Origin of the sequence: Legionella jamestowniensis, assembly GCF_001467745.1 — a bacterium.
GTDB classification, from domain to species: Bacteria; Pseudomonadota; Gammaproteobacteria; order Legionellales; family Legionellaceae; genus Tatlockia; species Tatlockia jamestowniensis.
The window spans coordinates 508,895-526,385 of sequence record NZ_LNYG01000013.1 but is presented as its reverse complement, the minus strand read 5'-3'; the positions used below and the strand labels follow the sequence as shown (position 1 = coordinate 526,385).

The following is a 17,491-nucleotide window of genomic DNA, read 5'->3' as shown; positions in this document are numbered from 1 at the left end:
AAATTAACGCTTTAACAGAGTAGATGAAATGGCAGAGTATAAAGATACCTTAAATTTACCAGATACAACTTTTCCGATGAAAGCTAATCTTGCACAGCGAGAGCCACAGATGTTGGCGGATTGGGAATCCAAAGGTATTTATCACAAAATGAGACAAGCTCGCAAGGGTGCTGAACGATTTGTCCTTCATGACGGCCCTCCTTATGCGAACGGACATTTGCACTGCGGCCATGCACTTAATAAGATTTTGAAAGATATTATTAATAAATCCAAATCCTTCAGTGGTTATGATACCCCCTTTGTACCTGGTTGGGATTGCCACGGTTTACCCATTGAATTGAATGTAGAGAAAAAGATAGGCAAGGCGGGTGTTAAAGTTACTGCCAGCGAGTTTCGTTTAAAATGCCGAGAATATGCTGCAAGTCAAATTGATATCCAGCGAGATGAGTTTAAACGTTTAGGTGTATTTGGTGATTGGGAGCATCCCTATGTGACGATGGATTATTCTTATGAAGCCAATATTATTCGCGCACTAGGTAAGGTCATTGAGAATGGCCATTTACAACAAGGATTTAAACCGGTTCACTGGTGTATCGACTGTGGTTCTGCACTGGCGGAAGCAGAAGTGGATTATGAAGACAAAACATCCCCCTCGATTGATGTGGCTTTTGTTGCGGAAAATCCACAAATTATTTTAGACAAAATGGCGGATAATTTAGCGGTTAAGCCCATAACTGTACCCATTTGGACTACAACGCCATGGACCTTACCCGCTAATGAGGCAGTTTGTCTCCATCCTGAATTGGAATATTTATTATTAGAGACCTCGGATCGCTATTTTTTGATTGCCGCTGAGCTTGCAGAATCAGTAATGAGTCGTTATAGAATAGATAATTATTCCATTGCTGGAAAAGCCAAGGGCAAAAATTTCGAAAAGATTTCCTTAAAGCATCCTTTCAATGCGAGACTAGTTCCCATTGTTTTAGGGGATCATGTAACTATTGATGCCGGTACAGGTTGTGTTCATACTGCCCCTGCCCATGGTCCTGATGATTACCAAGTGGGCTTAGCCTATAATTTGCCATTAATTAACCCTGTTTTAACGAATGGTTGCTACAGTGAAGAGGTGCCATTGTTTGCGGGGCTTTCCGTATTAAAAGCCAACGACAAAATCCTTGAAGTTTTAAATGAACGCCAAGTACTTTTGCATAGTGAGTCAATTCGCCATAGTTATCCACATTGTTGGCGCCATAAAACCCCGATGATTTTTTTAGCCACGCCACAATGGTTTATCGCGATGGATAAAAATGGCTTACGCAATGCAATATCTGCGGTTATTAACGAAGTAAACTGGATTCCGGAGTGGGGAAAAGCTCGTATAGCCAACATGATAGAAACCCGACCTGATTGGTGTATTTCTCGCCAGCGTGCCTGGGGTACCCCGATGACTTTGTTCGTGCATAAAAATACACGCGAATTGCATCCAGCCTCGGTAGAGCTGATTGAAAAAATTGCAACAAGGGTCGAGCAGCATGGTATCGATGCCTGGTTTGATTTAAAGATTGAAGAGTTTTTAGGGAAAGACGCTGTCAATTATGAGAAAGTAACAGATACACTGGACGTATGGTTTGATTCGGGTGTTTCCCATTATTGTGTGTTAAAACAAAATGAAGAATTAGGCGTTCCTGCTGATGTTTATTTTGAAGGATCAGATCAACATCGGGGCTGGTTTAATTCTTCATTGACCACAGCGGTCGCTATTTACGGCCATGCGCCTTATAAAAGTGTATTGACGCATGGTTATACCGTTGATGCAGAGGGGCGAAAATTATCAAAATCCAAGGGTAATTATGTTGCACTGGACAAACTTATCAATCAACACGGAGCTGATATTTTACGCTTATGGGTTTCCTCCACGGATTATCGCCATGAGGTGAGTATTTCCGAAGAAATTATCAAGCGTAATTCGGATGCTTATCGGCGCATACGTAATACAGCCCGTTTCTTATTGGCGAATCTGTTTGATTTTATGCCAGAGCAACATACTGTTGATGTAACAGAGTTAGTTGAGCTAGATCGTTGGGCGATTAAGCGTACCCAGCAGCTGCAGGAAGAAATTCTGGATGCCTATAAAAATTATAATTTCCATGTAATTTATCAAAAAATACATAATTTCTGCGCAGTGGACATGGGGAGTTTTTATCTTGACGTCATTAAAGATCGCCAATACACAACGGCAACCAATAGCATTGCCAGACGCTCTTGCCAAACAGCGATGTTTCACATTATTCATGCTTTGACACGTTGGTTAGCCCCCATTTTATCGTTTACCGCTGAAGAAATTTGGCAAGTTATTCCTGGTAAAACAAGTAGTTCCGTGTTTGAAGAACGGTGGTATGAAAAATGGTCGGCAATAGCCGATGTTGATATGCAATTCTGGCAGTGTTTGCAGGAAGTCAGAGATGAAGTGAACAAGGCTTTGGAAAATCAGCGAAAAGAAGGCTTAATTGGTTCAGCATTGGCAGCGGAAGTAACCATTTATGCAAATGAAAAAATGTTTTCTCTATTGCATAAATTAGGTGATGAATTAAGGTTTATTTTAATAACGTCTGCAGCGAACATAGAGCATTTGGAAAATTGTCCTGAAAAAGCTAAGGCTGACTCTGAATTGGGCGTGGTTATTGTCGTACATCCCAGTAGTCATGAAAAATGTGAGCGGTGCTGGCATCGACGAGAAGATGTCGGCCAGGACAGTGCCCATCCAACATTATGCCAACGGTGTGTAGGAAATATCAGCGGTCGTGATGAAGTGAGACACTACGCATGAAGAAATGGCCCTGGTTTTTATTAAGTATTGCAATCATTGTAGCTGATCAGTTAACTAAATACTGGGCTGCTACAAATTTGATTCCTTACCAACCTGTTCCGTTACTTCCCATGCTTAATTTTACGCTGGCCTATAATTCAGGGGCTGCTTTTAGTTTTCTTAGTGGTACTGGTGAATGGCATCGCTGGTTTTTTGCAGGATTTAGCCTATTAATGAGTATTTTCTTAATCGTTTGGCTGATGCGATTACCTGCAAAAGCTAAACTGCAATCTTGCGCTTTGGGTTTGATTCTAGGGGGTGCGGTAGGAAATTTATACGATAGAGCGGTTGTTGGTCAAGTAACTGATTTTATTGATTTTTACTATAAAAATCACCACTGGCCCGTATTTAATCTTGCTGATAGCGCAATTTGCATTGGGGCTTTTTTGCTACTGGTTGATTTATGCAAGAACCCCAGCCGATAATGCCTGAAGTTGTTTGCTCTCAGGATTAACAATGCTAACTGCTGCAACTGCAGGTAAGCTTAAGTAATGTTCAGCCTCATCCCATTCAATTTCAGCGGGAAATAATCTAAGCATCGGTAAACATTTATTTAATGAGGCACAGAAGGTTAGATTTGCAGGATAAGGTCTTGCTTGATGATAGCCGAGAGCCATGACTTGCATTGCCTCAGAAATTGTAGCAATACCAGGAAGGTAATTCATGGAATAAATGGCTGCTGTCTGAGCAATGGCGGGTAGAAATCCAGGGCTTGAAGCAAAATGGACGCCCGCTTGATAAGCGTCTTCCAATTGTTGGGTTGTCGTGATATTTCCGGCACCAATACGTAAAGATGGAAAATCCTGCAAAACTTTTTTCAGAATGTCCTGTTCACTGGTATTAATTTCAACCACAGCAAAGCCCGCACTGGCAATCTGCTTTAGCCTGTCAAATAAAAAAGCATCAACATCTAAAGTTACAATAATTGATTGATTATCAAACAATTTGTCAGTCATCATAGTTTCATTCGCTAACGGCTGCAATATCTGTCCATGTTAGAAGAGTTGAAGCCGCTTAGCAAGTATTGATTATGGTTTTGGATAGGGTGTTTTTGAAAAAGGAGTTGGCGCCGGCTGATCGTCGTGAGCTGTTTCCCTAGGACGTGGAATTCTTGTTACGTTAGGTTTATAAGCAGATATACCAAGTCGTTCCATGTTTTTTAACAAACTATTCATAGTTTGTTGTGGTATAGGCTGGCCATAGCGAATGCTAGCTAGAACAGCTTGTGTTGAAGAATCAATTGTACCGTCAGGTCTTCTTAGAATAGATTCCAATCGAGATACAGATTGAGGTGTAGGATTCGCCTTCATCAATAATAAAATATGTCTGTAACTTTGTGCGATAACCTGTGTATTGGCTGTCTGAGTGCTTTTACTCGTACTGGGTTTAGGTGAAGGAACCGGGGTAGTTGAGCGAGGATCTGTAGCTATCTCTGGCGCCAATTTATTTAACTGTTTTATTGCCAATTCTGTATCAGCTCGTGCAGCTTGAAGTTTTGTAAGTTGGTTGGAGATGAGTAAAATCTCCTTCTGCATTGCTTCGCTACGGGCATTGATAGCCTCTCTCTTTTCAGACTGTAACCCTTTTTCAAGGGTTTTATTATGATGAACTAATGTTTTTAAGTTGCTAATACTGGGGCGTGCACGTTCAAAATTCTTTTGCGCTTCTCTTTTTTCTTCTTCTTTCATAAAAGGAAAATTTTCAGGCGACTGATTTTTCCCCAACAAATAATATTTCCCATTATGTAATACGATTGATTGTTCTTTAGAAAGAATAAAACCAGATTCGCCAAAATCAGTGGTAGACATGGGTTGACCATCCACACTCCAAAGTACTTTTTTCCCTTTTAAAACAGCAACCATATCTCTAAGGCCTTCGTATTGAACATGCAACCCATTATGCTTGTGCAGTAGTGCTCTTGCTTTTTCCTCTTGTCCCCCTGCAATTAAGTCACTAATTTTTCCAGCCTGTTTTTTCAGGGTTTCTTCAATTTTATTAATTTTGAATTCTAAATGTTCAGTTGTGGATTCAGGCGCTTCGGTTTGTTTTTGCAAAATGGAATAGGTTGTTTGTAAGCTGTCCAGTTGATGTTTAATGCTTTTATCATCTGTTGTAGATAGTTGCTCTTGTAACTGGGCTATTTTTTGTTCCAACTGTACTAAGGTTTGGTTTCGCTCTTCGGGGCTCATGGAAGGTGATCTAAGAAGAAGGGCATATTGATCGAGCGCATCGAGATTATTTTCAAAAAGATCGTAACGATTTTCAATAATGACATCTTGTTCATTTAGTGTCTGTAACTCCAACTCCAACTCTTCTTCAAGCTTTTCTGATGCCTCAAGTTTATCTGAGAGAGTTTTCTGCAGGGCATTGATAGATTCTGTATAGGCAGCATGTTGCGCTTGAGCTTTGGCTAAGTCTGAATTGACATCAGATGCAGCATTATCAGAGGATTTATGTAATTTTTTATCGATTTCTTTTTGTATTTCGGTATTTTTTTCTTTGGCCCTGGCTTCCTTTTCATAGAGCAATCCTAGAAGCAAAGCTGCTAAAGCGCGATGTCGTCGAATTTCATGATCTTTTTGTTCTAGCTGAATAGCTTCTTTAATTGATTCGATTTCTGCCAATTGTTGACCAATCATGGAAACAACATCACGGCCCGCAGGCGATTTAAGGAACGTAATCACATCTTTTGGCGTTTTAAGACCGTAACGACTTAGATAAATAGTTGCCAGATAAGAAGGGTGAACTTCTGGATCGTGCGGGTCAGGCACATGTTTGTCCTTTTGATTCTCTTTTTGGTTTCTTGCTTCAAGGTTGGCAAACCATTGTTCCAGATGTGATGCTGTTAGACTAGCTATTTTATTTTGGCTGGTTCTAATCTCAATGGATTCATCAGATTTATTGGTGGATTTGGCTGTAAGAACAGGTTCTTTTGTTGGTTCAAAGCGCTCTTTATTTATTTCAGAGGATGCTTCTAATATATCTTTTGAATCAACTTTAGTGCTGTTTGCCATAACCCATCCCTCAAGTAAAAACAATACTTAAGTATACACCATTTGATTGGTTATACAATAGCCAAAATGAGCTCCAAAAGAACTAAAATAGCACAGTTTAATACTATCTCGATTTTGGACATCATGAAGGTGCTTAGAGTTGGTCATTTATTGCCAACATTTAATAACAGTAGCAGTAGGCTTATTTATAGGTCCTGCAGAAATTCCCTTAACGCCTGCCTGGTCAAAGGAGAGGGTTTGACATGCTTTATCGTTGCTTTGTGCGTCGCGAGGAATGGCATGGAGAATAAAACCGTGGGGAGTTTGTGACATTATTTTTAAACGATACCATTTTTCATTGGATAGACTGGTTTCTTTTATATCAGTGGTTTGTCCAGTAGCGAGGGTGGCGGTTTCATAAGTATGATTTTCCGCATAAAAATGCTCCATCCGGTTAGCTAAATCCAGTAATGCGGCTTGTCCGTCGTACCGTCTCGCATGCTGCAAATGAGAAAGGTAACTTGGGTAACCTAGGCAGGTAAAAATAGCTAACAAAAAAAGTACTAGAAGTGACTCAAATAATGTAAAACCTTTGTTTAACATAGTCTAATGAGTAAGTGTTTGTTTATACAAAACAGCATCTTCTTGCGATGGTATTACCTTTCCTAAATGTTTACCAGGTATTGAATGAAATAAAGTGGTATGTTTAGGATTTTCTTCATCTGGTAGATTTTGTACCACGTTGCTTAACAGATTCTCAAGTACACAACCTGTTGATGTGTGGGGTAGACGTTCAAATTTCATTGGGTCAAGAAAATGCTCTACATCATTATGGGTTTTATGGAAAGCTTCTTCTTCCTCAGAAAAAGCCCAATGATACAAACTTCGCCGCCCTACTTGTATTTTTGCTACCGCCTTTTGCTTAAAGTGCCCAGCCCAGTTATCCAATTTATTGCAACCCAAAGTAATGGTATAAGCGGTCAGATTAAATAAGAGGCCTATAGAATTATCCCAAAAAATACCAGTAACTTTTAAAAACAATCCAATACCATAAGCGACGCCTCGGCTTAAAGGATCAAGCACCGTTAATAGACATCGCAACAAAAATGATACCGAATCAGCAACAGGCAATATAATCAAGTTTTTAAGAAGCATTACAGGAGGTAGAAGAAAGAGCATGAGCAAATTCAATGCTAAATTAGCCCATTTATTTTTTGCATAATCTCCAAAAGGCGAACTAAAACCATATAAGGGTGATAACCGAAAGCCAGGCAAATAACCCCAACTGTTGGCACGGGTAGCAAATCTCATTAGATGATTGCCAAACAGCTCCCAATTTCCGCAGACAGCTAAAGTCTTACTTAAAAGTTTGGTGATTCCTCGAAAGGGGACATGGATTAATAAAGAACTAAGCTCTAGCAAAGGAATGGTGATGATTTCTAAAAGAAGATCAGTAAGGGCGGCAAAGCATTGTTTAGTGGTTTTGATAAAAAGATTCTGGCTTTTTTTTAAACCAGAAAGAAAGCCATTGTGATAACCATAAAAATAAGCCTCAACAAATGGACCACCCACTAACTTAACAAGGTTAAGCATTCCCCGAAGAAACCATTTGATTGATCCAAGCAACCAGTCTTCTCCGGGATGCATAATAGTATCATAAATGGCAGCACCGCCTTTTGCTCCGAGTGCTGCATAATTAATATAAGGGAACTGTCCTATTTCTTCTGCAAGGGGCGGTACTGTTTCACAAAGACTATAGCCTAGGATAATTGCCAGGGAAATGACGATGGCAACCTCAGCAGGTTCTTCCTTTAATAAGTCGACCGCTTTAATAAAAAATTTATCCAGGTCACCTCCAACAACAATGCCTTGCCAGTAAGTCATTGCTGCAGAAATAGCCTCTGAAGTTGTACCGTGGCTCATCCATTTAGCCATTTCTTGCGTGGGTTTTATCCCCTTAATAAGTCCACCAAGACGTAATTTCATTAAAACAGAGCTCAATGTTTCAGGTGCAATCACAGCGCCCGCGCCATAAAGATAAGCTGCTATCGCTAAAGTACCAAGTATTGGATTTTTTTCACTGGTGTCCACAAAAAAACCCCCAATATGGCGTAGTACCCCTAAAAAACGATGAAGTGGATTTTCATAGGGCGGAGGGCTGGGAAGATTTTTTTCACGAACAAGGATATATTTATTTTTTTGAAGTTCAGTTCTAACAAATTCTTCTAATGTTAATCCATTCGTTAATAAACCGTGTTCATGCAGGGCTTTTTGTAAGTAACTTAAGCGATGAATTTTTTTATCAGCAACGAATAATTTGGAGAAGGGCGGTTGACCATGGTTTAAATGAATATGGTTAATAAATTCTTGGGACAAATCCTGAATAAATTGTTTGATACTATAAAATAAAGCGTTAAAGAAAACAGGCAAACGTGAAAAAAAGGCTTTTAGTTGCAGACTTGCCCGCTCAGGCAGGTAAAGGTGATGCTTTCCTAACTGGCTTAGCATAAATAAATCTTCCCCGCAGGGGAGTGGGAAAAATAAACCTTGCTCTTCAAAAAAAGAAACGGTAACTATTTCATTATTTAATCGCAACAATATCTGGTTGTTTAACTCAACCCAGCTACCATTTGGACGACATACTAACCATTGCACTGCCTCCTGCGTTGAAGAAGCTTTGGTAGACATGGCTTTTTGGTGTTTGCTGATACCGGTTATTAAGGCTTCCAATGTTGAATAGCCAATTTGAGCAAGCCCGTCAAGGTGGTAATAAGGCTTAATTTTCGTAATAGATAATCCGTCGGCTCTCGTTTCAATTTTTGTTTCTGGGCTTGCTTTTTGCGGATAGGCTAAATGATTCATCCAATCGCGTCCATCGAGCCAGAGTTTTCGCAAAAACAATTGTAACCGTTTAAAACGATTTGCCGGGATATTGCTTAGCGAGACAGGAGAAACAAGTTCATATTGCTGGCAAATAATCCTAATAGTATCATTTAATGCTTCTTCATTTTGCCCAATATGCAATTCACTATCCCATACAAAAATTTTTCCAGTCTTCTCTTCACTAAAATCAAGCTGATCCATTTTACATACAGGATGCAGGCGATTAAATTGATAATGTTGCGCAGCTTGGCAACTTTCATAAATCAGGGTGTCTAAGGTTCCCTCGGAAACAAGGGGATTTGTAGCAAGCAGTATATTCTTTGCACGTGCATCATTAAGAATGGCAATAACTTTGGCACGCAATTGTTCTTGTCCTTCCCAATCATTTCTGTTTAGATTACGTTCTGTTGCAAGAAGTTGGGATAATTGGTTGATGCAAGCAGTCGCTAATTTATATTTTTTCACCTGGGCTTTAGTACGCGGGCGTTGATAATGATCAGAGCGAATGCGATAACGGTTTATTTGCTGAATAGTATTCGCGACTAAAGAAGAGGGGCGGGTTCCGGGTAAGGCTTTTAATTTATTAGGATTCCGGGTTAATAACAATAGCTGCACATTCTTTTTATTGTGGTTAGCAAAAATACGAAGGCAATCATTCCCTGGCAATTTATATTCCATATTGTAGTAGCCATACAATACTGTCCCTGCCTGACTGCTAATCGCCGAGCCGGTAATGGTAGGTATTTCTTCATGAGCATAAGGTTTAATTTGCAAGGGGATAATGGTTTGTAGCCGGTCATCAATTAATTTCACTGGATACATAGTAACTACTGTAATTTGCTCATCCTTTAGCAAGACTACATAACTTTATAGTTTTTTTGCAAGTGGACATCTGCATTGTTAGCTTGCAAAATACACGGGATTGCAAGTTTACTATTGGTTAGTGTGATTTTCAGTGGCTGGCAATTGGGCAGGCGGGCTGGTAAAATGTTTTAAAAATAAACAGGAATGATCATTAATGACAAGCTATTGCGGTTATATTGCGTTAGTAGGAAGGCCAAACGTTGGTAAATCAACACTACTAAACCGTATCTTACATCAAAAATTGAGTATTACCTCCAGGAAACCTCAGACTACCCGACATAGTATTTTGGGAATACAAACAATTGATGAATATCAATATGTTTACGTCGATACTCCTGGAATTCACCAAAGTTCAAAGAAAGTCATGAACCGGATGATGAATAAAACGGCTAAGAATGTGTTACGAGATGTGGATGTGATTGCATTTATTGTCGACGGCACCCATTGGACGGAAGAAGATGAGTATGTTTTGCATTTGATTAAACAGACGGACGTCCCCTGTCTTTTGTTGATTAATAAAGTGGATAAAATGGCTGATAAATCACAATTATTGCCTTTTATCGAAAAATTAAGCAACCTTCACCAATTTGCTAAAATTATCCCTCTTTCCGCCAAGACAGGAACACAAGTGGATGAATTCGAACATACAATAAAAGATTATCTGCCTGAAGGCCCCCATTTATTTGCAGACGATCAATTTACAGACCGTCCTATTCGTTTTCTGTGCGCAGAATTATTAAGGGAAAAGGTTTTTAGGCTTTGCGGACAAGAATTACCCTATGCAACCACCGTAGAAATTGAGTCTTATAAAGATGAAGGAAATCTGGTACGTATTCATGCCTTAATATTGGTTGAAAAAGATAATCACAAACGCATCATCATTGGTGATAAAGGGAAAAAACTAAAAGAAATGGCAACCAGTGCCCGTTTGGACATGGAAAATTTATTAGGGAAAAAAGTTTTCTTGCAATGCTGGTGCAAGGTGAAATCAGGCTGGGCAGATGATGAGCGTTTATTAAAGCAATTAGGTTATGGCGACTGAATCACTGGAAGCCTGGGTGTTGCATAAACAACCTTCAGGGGATACCAGTGTCTTCATTACTTTTTTTACTCGGGAAAAAGGGATCATTAAGTGCTTATGCAAGGGAGGAAGAACGCCTAAAAAGCAAGCCATCCTCCAAGCATTTACGCCTTTATGGATTTCGGTAGACAGCAAAAAAGACCGTAATTATGTGAGACAGTTTGAAACTGCCTCCTGCACCTTTAATCTTAAGGGGGATACGCTTTTTGCCAGTTTATACCTTAACGAATTACTCTATTACAGTTTAAGTCCTGCAGATCCTCATCCTGCCCTATTTGATGTCTATCTCGAAACGCTTCGAGGCTTGGTAACTGTCACTGATAATTTAGTAATGGAAGCATTATTAAGACGTTTTGAATGGTCATTACTAATCGCTTGTGGCCAGGCCATCTCACTGACTGAAGAAGCACATTCAGGAAGACTAATTGATGCAGCTAGATATTATCATTTTCAAGTGAATGAAGGATTTATCCCTGCAGAAGCAGGGTTGTCAGGAAAAGATATATTAGCCTTGTCCCAAGGATGCTTTAATAGTGTTTCTGTTCTAAAAACAGCCAAATATATTATGCGGCAAGCCATCGAGGCCTTATTGGATGGAAGGGTTTTAAAGTCACGTACTTTGTATGCATTGAAGAATTCGGGTTAAGAGACAATCTACTCGATGGCTCTCCAGAATGGAGAGCCAGGTAGTTCTTATTCTTAAGTGGGCGAAGGAGTCGTGTCTGTCATAGTATTTCCTCGCAAAAAACCAAGCTTCGGCATACAGGCCGGCCAATTTTTAACTGACCGGAATGGTTTGTCCTTTTGAACATAGGTCGCCAAGCTAGCAGACTAGTTGGAAGAGCTTATCGGTTGATATAACTGCCACTGCGAATAAGTCGGTGGCAGAGAAATTCGCTTAAGCCAGGGACTGGTTTTTGGATTAAATTGAGTGGGATGTTCTAAAGGGCAGAGTAATATTAGATCTATTTTTCTTCGTTGTATGATTTGTCTTGCTTCTTTTTCATTCGCTTTAAAAAAACGAATAGTATCCTTTAATCCTTGCGGATTGTGATGGTCATTGGTTGCAACGATAGAGTATTGGGTTGAATAAAGTAATAAAGGACCATAGTTGCTATGGATAAAAATAGTTTTGTCATTAGTGAACCTGGGGTTTTCTAAAAATTTATCCTTGAGCATTGAGTGGAATTGTTGAAGGCATAATTGCTGTGGGTCTATGAAGTAGTCTTTAATCGTCAGAGAAATGAGGAATGGAAGAAGGCTCATTATGGCAACCCATATGAATTGCATACCTCGAGATTTATCCTTAACCTCATTCATGACCAAAGAAGCTAAAATAATACTTACAGGAATAGCAAAGCCAACCCATCGGTACATGTAAATCGTAAGTAAAGTGGTCACTATGGTAGCCCACAAAAAAAATAATATTTCGATACTAAGTGGGCGTGACAAATAGAGATAATAGCAATAGCCCCCACCGATTAAAAAATAACTAATAATCGCCAGCGTAAGGGATGGATCGATACTAAAGGGTGAATAAAACTCAGAAAGTGTAGGAAAAAAATGTTGTAACAAATAAGGATCAACTTGATTGTAGGGTCCTCGATAAAATCCTGGAAATATAACATTCATGGCGCCAAAAAAAATAACTGTATTGACAAGGATAAAAAGTAATTTAGAAGTCATTTTTTTATCATTAAAAAATTTAACATAGAGCGTAAAACTCAAGGTTAGAAAAAGGAAAAAAATCAGGTGTACAATGGAAATAATGTCATAGGCTACTGTTATAAACTGTCGGTGCTCAAGACGAATAACAACGGCAAAACCAATACAAATGCCAAGAAGTAGGATAGCGACAGGTTGAGGGGCAATTTTCTGTTTAACAAGCACTAACCAAAAAAGAAAACCTATTCCAATAAATAAAGGCAATAGAAAGCTGATGCTAGTCCATGTGGCAAGGCTGGCAACTACTGCCGTTATTATGGCAAAATTTCTTCCTCCTGTTTGTATGAATCTTAACAAGACCCCCCAATAAACAATAGAGAGAAAAATGAGTAAAAAATCATAGTCAACGCGTAAAGGTATAAAAAAAGTATTGATAAATGGATTAAATAAGAAAGCAAGCAGCACAAAAAGCTGCTGTGATGTGGATGGCTTTAATGCTTTAAGAACCCATAGCATTGTCCAGGCTGCGAGGGCATAAAAAATAAGAGGCAGCCAAAAGCTCCACACATAAAGGGCTGTGGTCAGCGGCATGAATAAACTTAATAACAAAGCGCCACTGGCTAGTAGGGCAGTGATAGCCCGTGTCCAGCTATGCGTATCCGTTCCCCATGGGGCATTAAGGCGTGGGTTAAAATGTTGATACCAGTCCCCTGTTTTTAGTAAATCAGAAGCAATTACAAGATGCATGTAAGCATCTTGTTCATAGACATAATACTGATGATGAACTAGGTTTTTGATATTTTGCAGGTTACAAAGGAGAATGATAAATAATGTAATAGCAGCAATTACAGACTTTTTAAGCCATGGGGTCGGTTGCGGTAATTTGGGATGGAAAGAGGACATACTCTGGCACGTTACTAATTTTAATCAACTATACCGCGTGACAGCTGTCTTTAAAAGACAGTTAAAGGTATGCTTGGCACAAACAAAATTTTTTATGGGGTCGTTGCCTCTCCAACCCATTATTCTTAGCATCTCAGCCTCTTAGGGCTATATCAATAAAAGCTTACAGGAATGGTTCTTAGCCCTATTCAGGAGATCCTTCAAGCGCCTATGTCGCTTTCAGGATGACGTACTGGGTTTGAGGATGACGTACTGAAACCTTTTGAGCGTTGTTTAAATCCCGTCATCCTGAATGCAGCATTAGCTGCATGAAGGATCTCCTGCAAAGCAAAGCTCGATCCCGCAGAGCTTCTTACTTACTCTGTTTAGAGGGAAATTCTTGGAAGCGACAGATTTCTTAAATTTTATTCTGACAGGTATAAAATACTCCAAAATTTGGCATATAAATCGCTTATATTTGTACAATTATAGAAAAATGATAGATGCAAAATACGTTTCACGTCATAATTCCTGCACTTTATTTTTATTAATGGTGAAGTATGACAAATAACATTTTGCTAGGCGTTAATATTGATCATATCGCGACAGTTCGTCAGGCGCGCGGTACCCGCTATCCTGATCCTGTACAAGCAGCGATGGAAGCAGAAGAAGCTGGTGCCGATGGAATTACCTTGCACATGCGCGAAGACCTCCGTCATATCCAGGCACGTGATGTGCGACTAATTAAAGCAGTTTTGCAAACACGTATGAATTTAGAGTTAGCTGTAACCGATGCTATGCTTGATTTTGCCGAAGAGATTAAGCCGGAGCATGCCTGCCTTGTACCTGAAAAACGTGAGGAGCTGACAACGGAAGGCGGTTTGGATGTGGTAGGACATTATGAAGGTGTCGCCACTGCGGTCAAGCGTTTAAAAGCGATAGGAAGCGAAGTGTCTTTATTCATTGATCCGGATATGAAACAAATTGAAGCAGCAGCTGCTTCTGGGGCACCAGCCATTGAAATCCATACGGGTTGCTATGCCGATGCTACCAATCCAGTAGAACAGGCACATGAATTGCAACGCATTACAGAAGCGGCAAAATATGCGGCCAGTCTTAATTTAATTGTTAATGCTGGTCACGGTTTGAATTATCATAATGTTAAACCGATTGCTGCAATTAAAGAATTCCATGAACTTAATATTGGCCATGCTATTATCGCCCGTGCTTTGTTTAGCGGGTTAAAGGAGGCGGTAAGACACATGCGTCAACTCATGTTGGAAGCGAGAACTTATGCCTAATACTGACGCAATCGTTATTCGATTAACCGGAGATTCAGGGGACGGCGTGCAACTTGTTGGTGAGCAGCTGACGATTACTGCAGCTCTAACCGGTAAAGATGTAAGAACACTCCCTGATTTTCCTGCAGAAATTAGAGCGCCTGCTGGGACAGTTGCAGGCGTTTCCGGTTTTCAATTAGCGATGTCAGAACAGGCTATATTTACAGCGGGTGAGACACTTGATGTCCTCGTTGCATTAAATCCAGCCGCTTTAAAAAACTCACTGCAATACTTAAATGTCGGAGGCTTGTTGATTATCAATGAGGATAGCTTCACGGAAAAAGACTGGCAAAAGGCTGGGTTAAATAAGGACTTCCTTGATAATGCTGCAGGACATTATCAACTGCTTTCCTTGCCGTTAATCACTCAAACATTGGAAGCTGTCACTTCCGTAGAGATTAACCATGCTCAAGCAAAGAAAGCGAAAAATTTCTACGTATTGGGACTGGTCCTTTGGTTATTTGATTTACCAACGGATAGCTGCATTGAGTTTATTCGAAAAAAATTTAAAACCAATCCCTCCATTGCCAAGGCCAATGAACTCACTTTGCTGGCGGGATTTAATTATGCAATGACGTTAGAACTTTCAAGGCGCCAATTCATGTTAGGACAAGTGAATCGCGCTGATGGCGAATACAGGCAGATAACTGGCGTTGAAGCGCTGTCACTGGGCATAGCCACTATCGCTACCAGCACTAAAACCCCCTTGCTGGTTTCAGGGTATCCAATTACACCGGCCTCGGCAATTTTACATGAGTGTGCCCGTTTGGAGGATTATGGGGTGCGGTTGCTGCAAGCGGAAGACGAAATTGCTGCTATCTGTGCCTGTATAGGTGCTTCGTATGGAGGGTGTCTTGCACTGACTTGTACCTCAGGTCCGGGCTTTGATTTAAAAAGTGAAAGTTTAGGGCTGGCCGTGATGGCAGAATTGCCTTTGGTATTGGTTGATGTACAGCGAGCAGGTGCTTCAACTGGCTTGCCTACTAAAACCGGCCAAAGTGACTTGCGTCAGGCACTTTATGGACGACATGGGGAGGCACCTCTGCCAGTGCTAGCTGCAAGTTCGCCTGCTGATTGCTTTAATACAATTTTGGAAGCATTCAGTTTGGCCATTAAGTACATGACACCGGTAGTTGTCTTACTCGATGCTTACCTTGCCAATGCTGCAGAGCCATGGAAAATCCCGTCATTGGAATCCTTGGATATCCCAACAATTCCGTTTAACCGTTTTCCTAAGCCTTACCAGCGTGATGAAATCCTTTCGCGCAGTTGGAATGTGCCTGGCACGCCAGGTTTTATCCATCAATTGGGTGGCCTGGAAAAGCAGGGTGAGGAAGGGCGTGTTAGTTATGATGCTGAAAACCATCAGCAGATGGTAAAACTTAGAGCCGATAAAATTGCTGGGATAGCACGTGAATACGATGCATTACAGATTGAGGGTGATGAAAACGCTGACATTCTGATTGTGGGTTGGGGCAGTACTTATGGTAGTTTAAAATCGGCGCTTGAGCAGATCCATGCTGAAGGTTTGCCCCTGGCCTTGCTTCATTTACGACATTTAAACCCCTTACCGCATGGATTAGGGGAACTACTGGGTCAATTTAACAAAGTTTTAGTGGCTGAATTAAATTCCGGCCAATTATGCCAGTTACTTCGTGCTACTTATTTGGTAGATGCTCAATCAATCAATCAGTGTAATGGCCAACCTTTTACAGCCAGTCATTTGGTTAACGCCATTAAATTGGAAATTAATCATGAACAATAGTTATAAACGTGACGACTTTGCCAATTCAACAGAAGTTCGCTGGTGCCCTGGGTGTGGTGATTATGCCATTCTGGCTGCATTACAACGAGTGTTACCCGAGCTAGGTTTACCCCCTGAAAAGCATGTGTTTATTTCTGGTATAGGCTGTGCGGGGCGATTACCGTATTACATGAATACTTACGGTTTCCATACGATTCATGGTAGGGCCACTGCCGTTGCTACAGGACTTAAAGCCATGCGGGATGATATAACCGTATGGGTAATCACCGGTGATGGTGATGCATTGAGTATAGGTGGCAATCATTTAATCCATTGTCTGCGAAGAAACGTCAACGTCAATATTTTACTATTTAACAATCAGGTGTATGGATTAACCAAAGGACAATTTTCACCGACTTCGCAAAAAGGGCAGGTTACAAAAACTTCTCCACAGGGCGTAAATAATGAACCCATTAATCCATTGACCATTGCCCTTGCTTCCGGAGCCAGTTTTGTAGCACGTGCTGTCGATAAAGATCCCGCCCATCTAGCAAGTGTACTTAAAAAAGCTTACGAACATAAAGGGTGTTCCTTTGTTGAAATTTATCAGGATTGCAATATTTTCAATAACGGTGCTTTTGATGCGTTTGCGATAAAAGCAAACCGTGCGGAACAAACAGTGATTTTGAATGATGGCCAACCGTTAGTGTTTGGCGCTGAACAGCAATGGGCATTGGATCTAGAGAATGAAATGTTATTACGAAAAGCCGCCGGAGAAACAAGTTATTGTCATGATTCAAGTAATTTTATAGCCGCCATGCGCCTGGCTCGTCTCACATTTCCCGATTTTCCAGTACCTTTGGGGGTTTACTATCAAAAAGAACGGGACCTATTTACCTTAAATAAACCTTTTAAAAAAACGCAAGCAGACTTACCGGCTTTATTTCGTGCCAAAGCCAGTTGGCAGCAAGCTGGTAAATAGAGTGGCGAGAATTATATGTGAAATAAAATTTTGCATATAATTAAGAAAGCAGATAAAACACCTTCGGAAGTAAAACTTTCATTTAGTAAATTCAATCAAAAAGATATTAAGGAATTGGTTGAGCACTAAACACTTACCACAAATTCAAAACCTTGGTTAGACAATTGCGGGTTTTTCCAAGAACTCGTTTT

The 17,491-nt window shown here is 40.3% G+C and carries 12 protein-coding genes; 7 read left to right on the top strand and 5 right to left on the bottom strand.

Annotated features, from left to right (window positions below; all coding sequences use genetic code 11):
- The first annotated feature begins 28 nt into the window (after positions 1-28).
- The gene (ileS, locus tag Ljam_RS06710; protein ID WP_058449350.1) at positions 29-2,827 is read left to right on the top strand and encodes an isoleucine--tRNA ligase; all 2,799 of its coding nucleotides are present in this window, start codon (positions 29-31) and stop codon (positions 2,825-2,827) included.
- Positions 2,824-3,291 carry a signal peptidase II gene (gene lspA / locus Ljam_RS06705; protein ID WP_058449349.1) on the top strand — a complete coding sequence of 156 codons (468 nt, stop codon included), beginning with the start codon at positions 2,824-2,826 and terminating at the stop codon, positions 3,289-3,291. The genes ileS and lspA overlap by 4 nt, the downstream gene beginning before the upstream one ends.
- On the opposite strand, the gene Ljam_RS06700 is transcribed toward lspA, so the two are convergent.
- From Ljam_RS06700 to Ljam_RS06685, 4 genes are all read right to left on the bottom strand, one after another.
- Positions 3,268-3,825, bottom strand: a complete 558-nt coding sequence (locus Ljam_RS06700) for a bifunctional 4-hydroxy-2-oxoglutarate aldolase/2-dehydro-3-deoxy-phosphogluconate aldolase (RefSeq protein ID WP_058449348.1) — start codon at positions 3,823-3,825, stop codon at positions 3,268-3,270. The two genes, lspA and Ljam_RS06700, sit on opposite strands and share 24 nt — an antisense overlap.
- Before the next feature lie 69 nt (positions 3,826-3,894).
- The gene (locus Ljam_RS06695) at positions 3,895-5,880 is read right to left on the bottom strand and encodes a hypothetical protein (RefSeq protein ID WP_058449347.1); all 1,986 of its coding nucleotides are present in this window, start codon (positions 5,878-5,880) and stop codon (positions 3,895-3,897) included.
- Positions 5,881-6,027: 147 nt separating this feature from the next.
- Positions 6,028-6,462 carry a type IV pilin protein gene (locus Ljam_RS06690; RefSeq protein ID WP_058449346.1) on the bottom strand — a complete coding sequence of 145 codons (435 nt, stop codon included), beginning with the start codon at positions 6,460-6,462 and terminating at the stop codon, positions 6,028-6,030.
- Between the two features lie 3 nt (positions 6,463-6,465).
- A complete protein-coding gene (locus Ljam_RS06685) occupies positions 6,466-9,564 on the bottom strand; it encodes a hypothetical protein (protein ID WP_058449345.1) in 3,099 nt (1,032 codons plus the stop codon).
- 196 nt (positions 9,565-9,760) lie between these two features.
- Between Ljam_RS06685 and era the strand changes: the two genes are divergently transcribed.
- Together era and recO are read left to right on the top strand one after the other, a co-directional pair.
- A complete protein-coding gene (era, locus tag Ljam_RS06680; RefSeq protein ID WP_058449344.1) occupies positions 9,761-10,648 on the top strand; it encodes a GTPase Era in 888 nt (295 codons plus the stop codon).
- Positions 10,638-11,333, top strand: coding sequence for a DNA repair protein RecO (recO, locus tag Ljam_RS06675; RefSeq protein WP_058449343.1), 696 nt, complete (start codon positions 10,638-10,640; stop codon positions 11,331-11,333). Before era ends, recO begins: the two co-directional genes overlap by 11 nt.
- A gap of 185 nt (positions 11,334-11,518) precedes the next feature.
- On the opposite strand, the gene Ljam_RS06670 is transcribed toward recO, so the two are convergent.
- The gene (locus Ljam_RS06670; RefSeq protein WP_058449342.1) at positions 11,519-13,255 is read right to left on the bottom strand and encodes a hypothetical protein; all 1,737 of its coding nucleotides are present in this window, start codon (positions 13,253-13,255) and stop codon (positions 11,519-11,521) included.
- 539 nt (positions 13,256-13,794) lie between these two features.
- Between Ljam_RS06670 and pdxJ the strand changes: the two genes are divergently transcribed.
- From pdxJ to Ljam_RS06655, 3 genes are read left to right on the top strand one after another with little or no spacing between them, the layout of a single operon-like run.
- Positions 13,795-14,535: a pyridoxine 5'-phosphate synthase gene (pdxJ, locus tag Ljam_RS06665; protein WP_058449341.1), complete on the top strand. Its 741-nt coding sequence runs from the start codon at positions 13,795-13,797 to the stop codon at positions 14,533-14,535.
- Positions 14,528-16,339, top strand: coding sequence for a 2-oxoacid:acceptor oxidoreductase subunit alpha (locus Ljam_RS06660; RefSeq protein WP_058449340.1), 1,812 nt, complete (start codon positions 14,528-14,530; stop codon positions 16,337-16,339). Before pdxJ ends, Ljam_RS06660 begins: the two co-directional genes overlap by 8 nt.
- Positions 16,329-17,300, top strand: coding sequence for a 2-oxoacid:ferredoxin oxidoreductase subunit beta (locus tag Ljam_RS06655; protein WP_058449339.1), 972 nt, complete (start codon positions 16,329-16,331; stop codon positions 17,298-17,300). The genes Ljam_RS06660 and Ljam_RS06655 overlap by 11 nt, the downstream gene beginning before the upstream one ends.
- The last annotated feature ends 191 nt before the right edge of the window (positions 17,301-17,491 follow it).

What these genes read in the sequence shown, in the direction of transcription:
- ileS (WP_058449350.1), top strand. Translation starts at nt 29, where the DNA reads ATGGCAGAGTATAAAGATACCTTAAATTTACCAGATACAACTTTTCCG.
- lspA (WP_058449349.1), top strand. Translation starts at nt 2,824, where the DNA reads ATGAAGAAATGGCCCTGGTTTTTATTAAGTATTGCAATCATTGTAGCT.
- Ljam_RS06700 (WP_058449348.1), bottom strand. Translation starts at nt 3,825, where the DNA reads ATGATGACTGACAAATTGTTTGATAATCAATCAATTATTGTAACTTTA.
- Ljam_RS06695 (WP_058449347.1), bottom strand. Translation starts at nt 5,880, where the DNA reads ATGGCAAACAGCACTAAAGTTGATTCAAAAGATATATTAGAAGCATCC.
- Ljam_RS06690 (WP_058449346.1), bottom strand. Translation starts at nt 6,462, where the DNA reads ATGTTAAACAAAGGTTTTACATTATTTGAGTCACTTCTAGTACTTTTT.
- Ljam_RS06685 (WP_058449345.1), bottom strand. Translation starts at nt 9,564, where the DNA reads ATGTATCCAGTGAAATTAATTGATGACCGGCTACAAACCATTATCCCC.
- era (WP_058449344.1), top strand. Translation starts at nt 9,761, where the DNA reads ATGACAAGCTATTGCGGTTATATTGCGTTAGTAGGAAGGCCAAACGTT.
- recO (WP_058449343.1), top strand. Translation starts at nt 10,638, where the DNA reads ATGGCGACTGAATCACTGGAAGCCTGGGTGTTGCATAAACAACCTTCA.
- Ljam_RS06670 (WP_058449342.1), bottom strand. Translation starts at nt 13,255, where the DNA reads ATGTCCTCTTTCCATCCCAAATTACCGCAACCGACCCCATGGCTTAAA.
- pdxJ (WP_058449341.1), top strand. Translation starts at nt 13,795, where the DNA reads ATGACAAATAACATTTTGCTAGGCGTTAATATTGATCATATCGCGACA.
- Ljam_RS06660 (WP_058449340.1), top strand. Translation starts at nt 14,528, where the DNA reads ATGCCTAATACTGACGCAATCGTTATTCGATTAACCGGAGATTCAGGG.
- Ljam_RS06655 (WP_058449339.1), top strand. Translation starts at nt 16,329, where the DNA reads ATGAACAATAGTTATAAACGTGACGACTTTGCCAATTCAACAGAAGTT.